Origin of the sequence: Halobacteriovorax sp. RT-1-1 (assembly GCF_047085455.1) — a bacterium.
GTDB lineage: Bacteria > Bdellovibrionota > Bacteriovoracia > Bacteriovoracales > Bacteriovoracaceae > Halobacteriovorax_A.
The window spans coordinates 793,442-807,883 of the sequence record NZ_JBKIXZ010000001.1 but is presented as its reverse complement, the minus strand read 5'-3'; the positions used below and the strand labels follow the sequence as shown (position 1 = coordinate 807,883).

9 protein-coding genes are annotated in these 14,442 nt (G+C 35.1%); 1 reads left to right on the top strand and 8 read right to left on the bottom strand.

All coding sequences use genetic code 11. The features are described 5' to 3' along the window. Position 1: 1 nt before the first annotated feature. Positions 2-1,729, bottom strand: coding sequence for a hypothetical protein (locus ACMAWV_RS03990; RefSeq protein WP_103216355.1), 1,728 nt, complete (start codon positions 1,727-1,729; stop codon positions 2-4). Positions 1,730-1,910: 181 nt separating this feature from the next. Between ACMAWV_RS03990 and ACMAWV_RS03985 the strand changes: the two genes are divergently transcribed. Beyond that, entirely contained in the window at positions 1,911-3,053 is a 1,143-nt protein-coding gene (locus ACMAWV_RS03985; RefSeq protein WP_103216354.1) for an acyl-CoA dehydrogenase family protein, read from the top strand. 33 nt (positions 3,054-3,086) lie between these two features. Here ACMAWV_RS03985 and ACMAWV_RS03980 read toward each other — a convergent pair whose 3' ends face one another. The 7 genes from ACMAWV_RS03980 to ACMAWV_RS03950 all read right to left on the bottom strand — a co-directional run bounded on the left by ACMAWV_RS03980 (position 3,087) and on the right by ACMAWV_RS03950 (position 14,440). Further along, complete coding sequence (locus tag ACMAWV_RS03980; protein WP_392990906.1) at positions 3,087-5,210, bottom strand: hypothetical protein; 2,124 nt, start codon at positions 5,208-5,210, stop codon at positions 3,087-3,089. After that, a complete protein-coding gene (locus ACMAWV_RS03975; protein WP_103216352.1) occupies positions 5,210-5,806 on the bottom strand; it encodes a tetratricopeptide repeat protein in 597 nt (198 codons plus the stop codon). Before ACMAWV_RS03975 ends, ACMAWV_RS03980 begins: the two co-directional genes overlap by 1 nt. Positions 5,807-5,817: 11 nt before the next feature. Continuing rightward, positions 5,818-6,405 (bottom strand): hypothetical protein, encoded by a 588-nt coding sequence (locus ACMAWV_RS03970; protein ID WP_393022148.1) that lies wholly within the window; start codon positions 6,403-6,405, stop codon positions 5,818-5,820. Positions 6,406-6,427: 22 nt separating this feature from the next. Next, positions 6,428-7,321, bottom strand: coding sequence for a hypothetical protein (locus ACMAWV_RS03965; protein WP_392990903.1), 894 nt, complete (start codon positions 7,319-7,321; stop codon positions 6,428-6,430). Continuing rightward, the gene (locus ACMAWV_RS03960) at positions 7,308-7,850 is read right to left on the bottom strand and encodes a hypothetical protein (protein ID WP_412469895.1); all 543 of its coding nucleotides are present in this window, start codon (positions 7,848-7,850) and stop codon (positions 7,308-7,310) included. Before ACMAWV_RS03960 ends, ACMAWV_RS03965 begins: the two co-directional genes overlap by 14 nt. Before the next feature lie 11 nt (positions 7,851-7,861). Next, the gene (locus ACMAWV_RS03955; protein ID WP_412475794.1) at positions 7,862-9,283 is read right to left on the bottom strand and encodes a hypothetical protein; all 1,422 of its coding nucleotides are present in this window, start codon (positions 9,281-9,283) and stop codon (positions 7,862-7,864) included. Positions 9,284-9,448: 165 nt separating this feature from the next. Beyond that, positions 9,449-14,440: a fibronectin type III domain-containing protein gene (locus ACMAWV_RS03950; RefSeq protein WP_412469897.1), complete on the bottom strand. Its 4,992-nt coding sequence runs from the start codon at positions 14,438-14,440 to the stop codon at positions 9,449-9,451. Between the last annotated feature and the right edge of the window lie 2 nt (positions 14,441-14,442).

Genomic DNA, 14,442 nt, shown 5'->3' with positions numbered 1-14,442 from the left:
TCTACTCCGAAATTATCCCAAAATCTAATGAAATACTTCCCTTAGGCATAAAGCTTAGCTCGATCTCATGTGGAGTATTATTAATCTCAACATGATTTTGATCGATCATTTTTTGGAAAACGTATTCCGATGGATATTTAATATTAAGTTTCTGTTTATAACTTGAAGGATTAAAAAAGCTGATGCGCTTTACCTTATCATACTTAAGGTCTGAAGACGCAACCGCCCTCTCCTGCCACTTGTATCTAACTTCACCACTTTGAGAAATATCACATCCAACATAACCTATGCTCTTTGTAACTTTTGACCAAAATGTATTTAACTCATCATCACTACATTCTTGAAAGTCATTTGAATTAAAAATAAGAAGTCTTCCCTCACCCATTGTGACAGTATTGATCTCAGTTAGAAAGCGAATCTTTTCAACACTTAATTCATTTTCTAAGTAGAATGACTCCAGTCTTCTTCTTAAATTCTTTTCAAGGTATGCGATATCAATAAGTACTTTTCCACCGCTCATGAAGAGTTTCAACACTTTACCTAAAAGTTCAGCGTTGATTTCTTTTCCATTGAAGTAAAAAAATTGAAATGGGCTTTCAACAAAATCTTCCCAGTGGAACTCATTTATATCGCTATAGCTATAATTCCAACTAAATTGACTTTTACAAAAATCAATAAAGCCAGAAAATGCAATGATCTCTTTGCTCTTAAAGTCTTTCACATTATGAAAGATATTAACCGCATTTGAAGTTTTAAAAATAAATTCATTATCTGAAAGTATCGTCTTATCGTTATAGAATTCGTCCAAACGAGAAGAATTAATGACTTGTTTCTTTAAATCAGAATAGATCCCATTCTTATTTCGATTTGGAAGAAGAATTGATGAAGGAAGAATTCCATTATCCAAACTCTTAAGGGCATCATCAATAATCTTCGTATCACTTACTTGATCAAGCATTCGGTTTTCAATTGAATTCATCGATCCTTCTAAGAAGGAAAAGTTCTTAACACCTTGCCAGTTCTTGTCTAAAGAATGCTTAACGATATCAATATAGATATGAGAGATTGTTTCATTATATTCAATAATAAACTCATGCTCTTGTTCAGCAGTTATTTTCTCAAGCTTAAGTTCCGCCTTCTTCATTTCCACAAAACGACTAAATCCACTTTGGAATGCGATTGAGCGATCAAAAATATAAGAATGAAAGTGTCCATGAGAATAATGACCACAATTAGCACCCCATAAAGGAGCATTAATTCCACTTTCTTGAAAATATGAGTTTAGCTCAGAACAAAAGCGAGTAAATCCCTTATAAACACGTGGATCATAGAAGCTATAAAAGTTATGAATTGTTCCGTCACTATCAGCACTTGCGCGATTAAGGCCATATTGATCACAGCTAGCTGTTCTTGCTAAAAGATATGGAATTCCACCATTTGGTAAATAAGGTACTGGTGAAACAGGTAAAAGAAAGATAATTTCCTTATCTAGCTCTTTGCAAATATCATAAAGGCGCTTGAAGTCCGTCTCGGGCTTTTGCTTTGCAAAATCAATCTTATCCCCCGTATCAGTATGGAAGCTCCAATTAATCGGTACGATAATCTTGTCCGTTAAAGACGTTTGTTCAATTTTAGATTTCCAAAGAGAAGCTGAAGTTTTCCAGTAGAAAAACCAATTCTCTCCTGGAAATACCGTGTCCTCATCCTTGACTACAGGTGTTGTAAGCATCAATCGACTCCTTAAAAAAAATTGTAGGTCATGTAAAACACTTTGACAATTTCAAGGACTTACAATTTTTATCTTAAGCCTAAATATTGGATATTGTCTAAAAACATCTTTGGGATTATTGCCATAGGATGTAAGACACGGTAAGTTATTTTGATTAAAATAGACAGAGGGGATCATATATATGTGGTATTTCACAGAGGAAGAAAAACAAATCCAAAAAATGTGTCGTGACTTTGCAAGACAAGAACTAGCTCCTGTTGCAGAAAAGCATGATACTGAAGAAAGTTTCAATATGGATGCTTTCAAAAAAATGGGTGAAATCGGAGTTCTTGGAATAACTGCTGATCCTGAATATGGTGGTGCTGGAATGGGTGCACTTGCCGCAACTATCGTTATGGAAGAATTTGGAAAAGCATGTGCTTCTTCAACTCTTTCTTACCTTGCCCACTCTATCCTTTGTGTTAATAATATTGAAAATAACGCGTCTAAAGAACAAAAAGAAAAATACCTTCCAAAACTAATCACTGGTGAGCACATCGGTTGTATGGGTATGTCTGAACCAGAATATGGATCAGATGCTGTTGGTATTCAAACAAAAGCTGAGAAAAAAGATGACCACTACCTTCTAAATGGAACGAAGATGTGGATCACAAATGCACAATATGCAGATATTGCTTACGTATACACAAGAACAGGTAAAGAGAGAAAAAATCTTTCAACATTCATTCTTGAAAAAGACAAAGGTCACTTTGACTTTGGAAGCCCAATTCACAAGATGGGTATGCGTGCATCGCCTACAGGTGAGCTAATCTTTGACAACGCTAAAGTTGGTCTAGAGCAACTTGTTGGCAACGAAGGTGATTCAATTTACCACATGATGAAAAACCTTGAGATTGAAAGAATCACTATTGCAGGTATCTCACTTGGTATCGCACAAGCTTGTGTTGATCAGTGTATTAAATATGCAAACGAAAGATCACAATTTGGAAAAACTATTGGTGAGTACCAAATGATCCAAAAAATGATTGCGGAAATGGCAACTGAAACTGAGATGATGAGAAACTTCCTATACAACGTAGCTTACCGTTACGATCAAGGAGAAAAAGGTCCAGTAGTTGCTGCACAAGTAAAATTAGCTATTCCAAAGATGGCAACTAAAATTGCACTTGATGCGATCCAACTTCACGGTGGATATGGTTATTCAAGAGAGTTCCCGGTAGAGCGTATGATGAGAGATAATAAGCTTAACGAAATCGGAGCGGGAACAAATGAGGTAATGATTATGATTATTGCCAAAAATCTTCTAGCACAAGCAAGAATGTAAATAATAAAAAAGCAGCTCTAAGAGCTGCTTTTTTTATGCTACTTTTAATTCAGTTTGTGTTTCACCTGAACCATATAAATCAAGGGCCCAAGTATGGACGAGATTTTCAATCTCTGTCTTTTCATCTTTCTCTTTAGTAATACGTGTACGAACAAACTTAACAAAATCACGCCAGCTATCATCTCTACCAGCAAGGATTTTACTCTTTCTCATCTCATCACGTTCAACAGATTCAAATTCAATCTGCATTAGATCACGGGCCTTCGTTCCATCAGGAGCAAAAAGATCAAGATAATACATTCTCTCATTCTCATCCATTGCAAAAAGAAGTGAAACCTTCTTCCCTAGATCATAAGTAGCTAGAGACTCTTTTAAGAACTTTGTCGGTAACTCTCGTACTAGCTCGGAAGGAAAGTTCTTCTGGCTAAGTTGAGTGAACTCTTCAACATTAATATTCTGCTTAAGTGTATTGAAAATACTTCTTTCAACAGCAGAAGAAACATTTGGAAGAATATCATAAAGCTTCTCAACAAATGGTAGCTTTGACTTCGATTCAACATATTGTGAAAGAACTTCTTTAATACGAGCCTGGTTATCCCTAACCTCACTCTCTTGAATAATTACTGAAGACATTAAAATCTGATCAACAGTTTCTGGTTCACAACTAGAAAGAACTTCAGCGATAAAACTCTCACTTAAAGCATTAAGTACAAGTGAAACAATATATGGATCTTTTTCATAGATCTGATTGATCATATCAGCATTAAGCTTTAGTAATAAATCGTAAGTGTTAGGATCTTCAATAACTGAAGGTAGGATTACACTTTGTACGATTTGGTTACTAATAAAGTCATTTGCAATAGAAAGCTCATTTGCAGTAAGAGGCTTATTTAGTAAGTCTCTCCACGTTGCTTTTTCTGGCTCACTTAACATCTTGAAAACATCTGCTAGTGCACTATTATCAATTTGTTGTACAAGTGCTCTAAGAGCAGCATGTCCACTTTTAGAATCTTGAGCAATCCATTTTTTCACAAGAAGGATAGCTTCTTGTGGTGTATTATTAGCAAAAACTTTAAATCTCTCGATACCATTAAGAGAGTGAACACCTGCAAGGCCATCTCCACTACCACCACCGGCAGAGATCATCTCGCCCGCACCTGACTCATCATCAGATTCAGACTTGTCACTTTGCATAGTAAAATTACCACCAGCTTGTGAAGCACTATTTAATTCAAAGAATCTTGAAATTAGACGGTTACCAACAAATCCAATAAGTAACACACCAAGGACGATTGCAATGATATTTGAAACACTACTTAATGCTTTTAAGAAGTCACCTTTAGAAATGACATCTTCTTTTTGAGGAACATTAATAGTGTAAGAAAATTTAAAGTTAGGAGTAATATCATTCACACCAAGTTTAATAGACTTGATAAGACCTTCAATTCTAACTCTTTCGTCCTTAGCAATATCATTTGGAAGACGTACTGAAATATTAATTTCAGAGATATTTTTAAAAATATCTATTGAAGTATTATACTTCCACATCTGTTCGATCATACTAGGCTTTGCCTTAGTAGCGTCTTTTAGCTTTTTAATTTGCTCAACAAGTTTCTCTTTCTCTTTAGAGAAATCTTCTTTCATTTGATTCATTTTATCTTTAGAGCTATCCCCCATCGTTAGAAGGATTTTTCCTGAAGGAGAGAAATCATTGAAATCATCAATAAGAGGTGCCTCCATACCAAGGCGAGAAAATACAATACTCTCTCCGTAGTCTGTTTCAGGAACATCATTTGTAAACTTGATTTCAGCATCAGATTTTGTTTTCTTCTCTTCATCAGACTTTGCCATTTCAGCATCATCAGACATATCAAGAGTATTTCCATCTTTCCCGTTTACTCCACCATTGCTTCCTTGAGGAGCGGGATTGAGTGGAATACTAAAATTTGGAGTTTCAGGTGTATTCGTTACAATTTCTACATCAACGAAAAAATGTTCATGGCCCAGAATAACTCCGGTACCTCTTTGTAACTTATCGTGAACCTTCATTTCTAGTTCATTCTTTTGCCACTCAAGACTTGGTAAAACATTCATCTTCGGATTTGAAATTGCTGCAGAAGAAAGTAATAGTAATGAGATAAAAGCTAACTTCTTCATTATTTACCTCCTTCATTCTTAGAAACATTAAATTTCTTTTCTAAGTAAATCTTCATTTTATAGGCTTCTCTATTCTTTGGATTAATCCCAAATGCTTTACGATAAAAAGCAAGAGAGTTTTTAAAGTCTTTCTTCATATAAGAAATAGAGCCCTTCATTTCGTGAATAATTGAAAAATGAGGAAATTTTGCTTCTAGCTTTTCTAATTTTGCAAAAGCTAGGTCGAAGTTCTTACCTCTCATAAGTCTTAGTACGTCAAATAAATCACCTACTAGGAAATCGAAGTCTTGTGCTAGTTCGATATCTTTTTCAACTTTTAAATTAGCACTAATATCAATATCTGATTTCGCAAGCATTGGAACTGACAAACTGTAAGGCTCGAAGCCTGGCTTGAATACTTCAATTTGTACTGGACCATTTGCTCCATAATTGGTTTGCATTGTTTCGACATCAGTTTCATAAGGAGTTTTCCCAAGAGAAACTCTTTTTCCATTTTTATCAATAACATAGACATCACAATCACTAGGATCAGACTTAACATTAAACTTAGCAGCAAATACAGATGTAGATAGTAGTAGTAATAATAAGTACTTCATTAAAAAATTATTTATAGATATTGGCTAATACCTACAAATACCCCCATTTTAATTCCAGTTGTTTTAATTCCAGTTGCACGACTAACTGCCGCTTCAGCTTTAATTGTTCTATTCTTCCCCCAGCGCCATCCGCCACCAAGGTTAACTCCCAAATCAAAGAAAATATCTGAGTATTTAGCAGATTCGGTATTGTAAATAACATAACCAGGACCAACAAAAGCACCCCAATAGTACTTACTAGTCGGTGTAATCGTTAGATTCTGTCCATTACTTGTATAAGTGTACTTAGTTCCAATATCACCAAAGTACCAGTTCATTCCAATCGTCGTTGAGTAAACACCTGTTCCTTCCGCCGACATCATTGGAAGAACTCCACTAATGTAGTAACTCTTTTTTAATTCTGACTTAAATTCCCAATTCACTTGAATAGAAATTGCAGAAACAGCAGCTGCAGCAGCATCTGCACTTTCCCCACCAGTTGAACTACCGTCAGTATTCTGTAAAGTACTCTCATTTGGTGTTACCGAATAGTTCATCATTCCCAGTGATATACTTGCAGAATTAAAGAACTTTTCATTTGCAAAGATACTTGTACTCAAGAGAGTAAGTATCAATAGTTTCTTAAATGTCACTCACTGTTCCTTTTGAAACATGCCATCGAACACCATCGATATCGTTTACATTTAATGTGATTTTGAGTTTTGATTGATGATCAGCTCTAAAGTTTTTCACATAAATTGATGTATAAAGATCAGGAAGACGAGATTCCATCACCTTGCAAATATCGTTTAATCTCATCTTTCGACCATGCCAACTTACATTTGCTTGAAAGTCACCGTCTGAGAAATTGAAATTTGTAAAAACACCAGTTAACTGAAGTCCATTCTTCCCACGACTAAACTCAACCGAACATTTTGTATCTTCAGTTTTTAGATTAAGCACCCCATAAAGTAGCTCAACAAAATCTTTTAAAAGCATTTTTGCTTCATTTGTATTTGCATACAGAAGACAATCATCCGCATATTGAAAATCATTAAGTGTTAGATTATTGTTAATCCAGTTTAATCTTTTTCCAAACACTTCATCTTCAATAAAATTATAAGCATCAAGCTTCTTTGACTCCATTAGAGCTGTTCTTTTAAGTGAGATCTTATTCATTACATCAACAGGAATCTTATAGATCCAACCATAACGATAACCAGTCGACTGATCCATTGATGTATGGATGATATAGTCATTTAAAATATCATTACAGTTCTTAAAAAGGTTACTTGTATCTGCTAATCCCTTCTCTTTGCGAAAAGTTTTTTTGAAGAAAGCGTCCCAATTTCCACCTTTTAGATTAACGTTATTAAACATCTTTCTAAATTCAGAATTCACTTTGATAACTTGGTCATTTTCATCAATAACTACTAAAGCAATACCTGGAAGATTTTTAAAAACCTTAGTCTTCTTAGCTGTTTTTTCTAAATCAACCTTATGATTTGTATTGTCTGCCACATCAAAGAACTTCATTCATTACCTCGCGATTTCTAAACTGTAGAAAATCTTTTTCATCAATATTCTTATATTTTACTTTTAAAACTAGATTAGTTTTCTTCCCACTTCGTGTAAGTCTAATTGCAACTAGATTAGAGAATCCACGACGGCCAAAGATATCCCTTTGCATATTCGCCACAGTAGTACGAACATTACCAATATTACAAAGTTGTATAGTCATAAAACTTGGCGTTACGTAAAGCTTTACGGTTCCAATATCACCAACAACTCTCTTTAGTAGCTTCATTTCTTCGATTAGTAGCTTTTGAACGAGATAAGCATTAATCAGTTCTTTCTCTAAACTATTTTGTAGAATTTTAACTTCCACATTTTTAATCTTAAGAGCCTTTACACATTGATCTCTAAACGACTTACTAAAAATTGAAAAATCTTTAACTTGTTGCCTTTGGTTATCACCAAAATAAATTAGTGTTTCCTCATGCGTTGGTCTCACTTCTGGAGATGCATTAGAAAATAGGCTTTCAATTTTTTCCTTAAAATCCATAATCATTATTCCTAATTATAAACTAGCCTTACGCCAAATATTTGATGAGATGTATCGAATGCCGATGATGCTGCAGATGCAAGATTTACAATTTCAACATACCCACCAAGACCAAATTTCTTATATAAATTAACTGAAAAATCGAGAACATATTTATCACCATCAAGTGGTGCAGAGTCTCCATTTGTACTTAAATCAGAAGATCCAATTAATGCCTTTTTATAAAAACCTTCGATAACAGTTTTTTTGGCGAAATGCTCGCTAATGTACTTAAATCCAAATCCAAACCAAAAGACATTATTGGCAAAACCAGAAACCCCGGCCCCTCTATCTTTAATATTGGCAAAACTAATACGCTCATATTCAGCATCAACTGAAGCAAAGAAAGAATCTCCTATAAGAAGTTTGTTATATGCTCCAAAAACAGACATACGAGGAGATATCCCATAAGGATTTTCACTAAGAATATTTGAAAAAGCACCACCAATAGAAAAGTATTCTTGCCACTCTTCTACTTTGTAATTACTTAGATATGTTAAATTAATACTCGTAAGATTTGTTCTTGTATCTACTGTTTCATTTGTACTTAGAGTGTTAGATGCTAAAGTTGTCTCTTTAAGATATCCAATCGCATAAAAGCTATCTGGTATAAGAGTAAGAGTAGAAGGTTCTACTTTTTCTGGTTTTACATTCATTCTTAAGTCTAGATCTGGTGATTTAAACTCACTAATTTTAACCTTATCTTCTTTTTTCTTTTTCTTTTTCTCTAATTTTTTGTTTTTTAGCTTCTTTACATCGGCACCAACAATAATTTCTTCAACAGCTGCAGACTCTTCAACTGAAAAAATACTAACGGCATTAGCATTTACAACTTGTGAATTTCTTTGTGAGTTAATTGCAGAAACTATATCAGAATTTAATTTCTTCTTTATTTTCTTTTTCTCTGGAGTTTCTTTTGAAGGACGTAAGCTTGAAGACCCATCTCCGTAGAATAGTTCATACAATAGTTTTCTTACTTCTAAGTGAAATCTCTTTCTTGGAACGTTATTCTTTGAAACTTCTGTAACAATCTTTCCATTTTGGATATCTTGAATTTTAAAATTTAAAACATAAGAGTTTTCACGTTCTCTTTTCGTTGAAATATCTAGAGAGAATGTATTTTGATAGATGGCCTCAGCACTATCCCCCATTAAAATTTCAAATGAAGATGTTCCTAGAATGATTTCCATTGCTGACTTACGAATAAGTGAAAGGTCTTGCCTTTCTATTCCCTTTGCCTGAACAACTCGAATCATCATGTAAGGAGTAATCTCTTCATCTTGAACAGTCGTCACTGAAGCTGCCTTAACATCGGCTGTTACAGCGTTTCCATCCTTTGCGAATGAAAGAGATGATAAGAGAAATGTTAGAATATAAATGTAAAACGAGTTCATCACCTATATATTCTAAATTAATAAAATATCAATTAATACAGGGCAAAAATCTCTTAAACCATCTGATTTTATTGAGTTTTTTATGAAGATTTTGTTAAGAATTAAACTAAAAAGAGGGTTTGTATTACCCAACTAATTCATTGTGGATAATACTTCCCTCTTTTCTTAATAATCATCTTGAGAAACACGACATCTAGCTGCACCACTAAAGTCATCATAAGCATAAATAATTGTATCTAGTGGAAAGTCTTCCCCACCAACAATCTTAGACAAACTATTACAAGTACAATTATCACAGCTCTTAATAAACATAATGCTATCAGCTTCATTGTGCATATTTGTTAAATCACAACTAAAGCCAGGAAATAATGGTGCAATATCCTCTGGTGCGTCGGCCAACCAGTGTGGGAATGCAAAGAAAGGATAATCACTATTAGTATCGTCAGCATTAATTAAGTAATAGTCATTTAAGTCAATAAGCTCTTTTGCTCTAGTTCTGTTACCACCCTCTTTTCTAATTGTGCGAGTTGATCCCTCACAATTTTCAATGGCCTCTGATTTTGTAATAAAAGTAGGAGAACCAGATCCTTCAGGAAGAGCAAATTTATCTATAATTAATCTTCTCGAGTAATCATAAATTGCAGTCTCGTTAGGTATGACTACTTCTTTCGTCGTAAATCCATTAGGCATAGAAAGATATTGTTTACCTGATGAAGTTTCTCTAACAGCAACAACTCTTAAATAATAAAATCTATTTTGTAGCAGTCCTGTGATTTCAACATTCGGTGTAACACCTGCAGTTTCAACAAAAGTTAAACCAGTTGAGTTATATAAATCATTTAAACTACTTTCAAACTCACTATAGTAAACGCGATAAGAGATAATTGGTCCCCAGTCATTATTGATTGGTGAAAAATCAACCCATTCTAAATAAACTCTTCCTGTATCATCTGTTTCAACATTAAAGATTTCATTTGTCATTGCATTTGAACGGTTTGGTTCAATAAAACCTTTTACATAAATCGGCAGTGTCGAAACTGATGCCCTCTTACTATCGTAGTATTTTAAAATAGCATAGTTTTGACTTTCATCGACGTATTCACCAAGGTATGTTTCATCGAACGTGAATGTTACTCTCATCGTACAAGTACTAGTCGTATTGACATTGAAACCCCACTCTTCCTCTGGAAGACCTCCCCCTTCATCATCACCAAAGAAACAAGGTCGATTTAACTCAACCTGAATGAAGCCTTGGTTATAGACTGTATGAAAGTCACCTGCAGGAATTGTCGCACTTTGATTACCAACATACTCTCTATACTCTTTCAAGAAACTTGCTTTCTCATCACTTGGATTATTAAGATTAATATTCTTAATCAGTGATCCACTTGGATAAGAAGAAAGAATCGGGTGCGCAGGATTCGCATAAGTTCCAATATCAATAAAGTAAGCATTAGGAATTGTTCCACCTGATCCGTCACTAATATTATTTGTAATTAAATTCCCTGCCGCAACTTTGGCCGGATCAACTGCAGTAAATTGAATTCTAAACGATTCTGCATAGTACTGATCTGTACCAATATCATAAGAGAGAATACCGTAGCGAGTAGTCAAAGGTAACTCAGCAATACTGGCCTTATGCTTAACATCTGCAAAACAAGATGCTCCAGGAGCTAAGGTTGCTCCACAATTTACTGACTCAAGAGAATATCCCACACCTGCACCATTATTATCATGGATGGCCCCAAGAAGAGATGTCTTTAAGTTAAATTTCACATTATTAACTGTTGTAGTTCCTTCGTTTGTGAAAACGAGACGAGTTTTTGCATAAACATTTGAACCTCTAACGGCTTCCACCCCTACGGTTGTTGCAACATCATAGCCATTCATTTCAAGGTTATGAGTTGTTTCAGTGACATCTAGGGTTTCAGTATGTGAATTAGTCAGCTCATCATATTCAACAGTATACTTTTGAGACTTCATAGAAAGTCTTCCTGTATTTGCAGCTACTGCTTCTGCAACAACTAGAATACGTAGAGACTTAATATTATTTGTGTAAGCATAAGTATCACGATTAGTAAGAGTTTGAGATCCATCTCTATATTGAATTTCTAATTCAGTCTGAAATGTTCCTTGTACAGTAGGAGCAAATCCTAGTTCAATATTTGCCAAAGATGCTTGTCCAACATTCCCAGGCATTGACGTAACAGAGAATTCACTGTCACCATTTAACATTTGAGATAATGAAGAAGCTTGTTTTTCTCCAGCATTATAAAGTTGAAATGGTAATGTTACTGTATCTCCAGCATAAAAAGTTCCTGCATAATAAACATAGTCATAAGTTGTATCACGATACGGAGCAATTCTATTAACAGACTTTGTAGGTGCATAAGTAATAGGCTCTACAGCAGTACCTTTTGCAAGATCTCGATACATAGCTGGAATTGTGTAACTTCCAAAACTTTGTCCCCATTCTCCGGCCAAAGGAGAATGAGAAGGGATATTTACTTGTTGACGCCATAAAACCGCACTAATCATCGGTTGCGCCCCTTCTGGTACAAGTGCTGCTGATCTTCTTGAGTTTATAGCAACAGGATAATCTTGAGTCATATAGTATCCACCGTGCCCATCTAATTCTGGAGTGTATCCAGTACCGGCATCCGCAATCCCATCTCCATCGAAATACCCAAAATTGAAGAAATCTTGAACCATCATTCCACTACTATATTCTCTTAGCGCATGTGATCCATTTAAAGGCGCAGAAAAGTGACGTTGCCACCTGCGGTCGTTCGTAGTGTAATAACTATCTTCTCTTTTATCATTTGAGAGCTTTTCCAATTCAATTGTTAAACTACAAACCTCTCCAGGAGCAAGAAGTGAAGGTGCATTTGTCCCTGGTGAAGTTGATACTGGCCCCATCGCGCCACCAAAGTCCATAACGTCATAGCAATCCTTATCAACACCTGCCACAAGTGCAGAGCTTGGGTTATTAACAATTTCACCTCCAAATAAAGGTGTACTTGCATCAGGGGCCCAAAAGAAAGTCCCTGGAAAAACTAGAGGAGTGTTCAAATTAATGTATGTAATACCACCTGTACCAACATTTTCTAATTTTAAATGGAAGTAACGTGTTTCATTAGCTGTAACAGGAGGAGTTGTAATCCCTTCTGTCATTGTAAAATCAGAATAAGAGAGGAATCCTTTTCTAACGAGAAGGCCACGCATCTTCATTTCAATTTCACGATCAGTGCGGGGAGACATATCATCATTATAAGTTGTCCCATCTTTGTATTTGATTCTGAAAATTTTGTAACGATTTGGATAAGCTTCTAGTACATCGTACATTGCTGAGTTTTCTTCATTCTCAGCCGCTGTACTATCTGGGTTTGTTGATACAATTGGATTTAGATCAAATAAGATATCACATTGCCCATTATATGGATTTAGGTAGTCACACCCAGAGTTTTTCACGTTTTGGTAATAGTTATTAATATTATAACTTGTTTCTGTAATAACATTAGCAGTAGGTTGAGCTCCGTCTGTAATACTTACGACCTCACCAGAAGTTGATCCACTATTATTCACTCTGATTCTAAGTCTTTCTTTATAATTTGAATTTGCAATTAGAGAGATTCGACCTAAGTCATAATCAAATAGATCGTTATCAACGGTATCTGTATTAGTATATGTTGTATTCTTATACTCAATTACATTAAAGCTTAATTTAGCCGCAGCTAAGTAGTTAGCATCCTCAACAATATAATTATTTTCGTCAGCATCTAAGTCATTTTTAATAACGACATTATCTTTCCATGTTGAATCATAGCGAACATTAAAGCGGTAGTTATTAAAATTACCATCAGCTTCAAACTGCACACTAGGATGAAAAGTAACATTAAAGAAACAAGATCCACCTGGATCAGCAATCGTTCTACCAGCAACTTGCTTTAATGCTGTATTTGTAATTCGACCATCTTCACCACGAATATAGTTAAAATCATTTACATCAATAAAACACTTACTTGAATCGAAGAATTTAAAAGGAATTGTTGTCAGTGGAAGATCACTTGCACTACTCGTTAAATCTCCTGAAGGATCGCGACATACGAGATTATCGCCACCAGTACTTTCGTCTCTTAAACAACGTGCAACGAGCGTATTTGCAGCATTTCTTACGTCAATACTTAGAACAATCGCCTCTTTGTATCCCTTATTTGATACTTTTAATGTTTGAGTATCGATATTCCCTACAACAAGATCATCAAAACTTAAGTTAGGAAGACCACCGATTTGAATATCACCTTCAATTCGAATTGACTTAGCATCAAAGTAAACGTTAAGGGCATTAACACCACCCTCAGGGTCACGGCCATAGTCAAATCTAATATTTGAATTGTAATCAACATCAACATTGCCATCAGGTGCACCAACACCATAATTCTTTGCCTCAAATTCAACAAGAAGTTCACAAGTTTCATTTTGTAAGAGTACAGTTCCACATGTATTTGAAACAATACTGATAGCATTTGAAGTCGTGTTATCAAGCTTTGTCATTGTGATATTACGGGCCCTTAATTCTCCCGTGTTTACGACAACAAGTCTTTGGGAGAATACTTTTGGCTCTGTTCTTTCAACAACACCGAATGAATAATTAATCGTCTCCTCTTCAAATACTAATGATGCTGGAGTTCCTGTTAAGAACTTTAACTGAGTTGACTTCGAAAAATTATCGATTAGAGTTTTGTAGTTAAATTGAAGATCTTGCGTGTGAATACCTGAAGTACGAGCTTCATATCTTAACTTATAATAACAAGTTGCTTTAGAAGCAATAACGAGACCACAATCTCCACCAAAGCCTGGACTTTCTGATTCCCCTGCTTCGTCAGGAAAGAATTTAACTCCAGCAGATGAGGTTTGATCTATAAGTAATTGAGCATCACTTAAATTATAACCAGTATTATTCTTAACTCTTATAAGAATTTCGTCACCGAGTCCGCCAAGTAGGAACTCCCCTCTATCAAGATCTCCAACGACTGAAAATTCAACCGTACCGTCAACACCATCATTTAAAATTTCAGCTGTCTCATCTGCCTTCTCCACCGGAGTACACGAGATAATTGTTATAAAGAATAAGATCAACCAAACGTACTTCTTCATTT

Excerpts from the sequence above, each read along its gene's own strand:
- ACMAWV_RS03990 (WP_103216355.1), bottom strand. The coding sequence starts at position 1,729 with ATGCTTACAACACCTGTAGTCAAGGATGAGGACACGGTATTTCCAGGA.
- ACMAWV_RS03985 (WP_103216354.1), top strand. The coding sequence starts at position 1,911 with ATGTGGTATTTCACAGAGGAAGAAAAACAAATCCAAAAAATGTGTCGT.
- ACMAWV_RS03980 (WP_392990906.1), bottom strand. The coding sequence starts at position 5,210 with ATGAAGAAGTTAGCTTTTATCTCATTACTATTACTTTCTTCTGCAGCA.
- ACMAWV_RS03975 (WP_103216352.1), bottom strand. The coding sequence starts at position 5,806 with ATGAAGTACTTATTATTACTACTACTATCTACATCTGTATTTGCTGCT.
- ACMAWV_RS03965 (WP_392990903.1), bottom strand. The coding sequence starts at position 7,321 with ATGAAGTTCTTTGATGTGGCAGACAATACAAATCATAAGGTTGATTTA.
- ACMAWV_RS03960 (WP_412469895.1), bottom strand. The coding sequence starts at position 7,850 with ATGGATTTTAAGGAAAAAATTGAAAGCCTATTTTCTAATGCATCTCCA.
- ACMAWV_RS03955 (WP_412475794.1), bottom strand. The coding sequence starts at position 9,283 with ATGAACTCGTTTTACATTTATATTCTAACATTTCTCTTATCATCTCTT.
- ACMAWV_RS03950 (WP_412469897.1), bottom strand. The coding sequence starts at position 14,440 with ATGAAGAAGTACGTTTGGTTGATCTTATTCTTTATAACAATTATCTCG.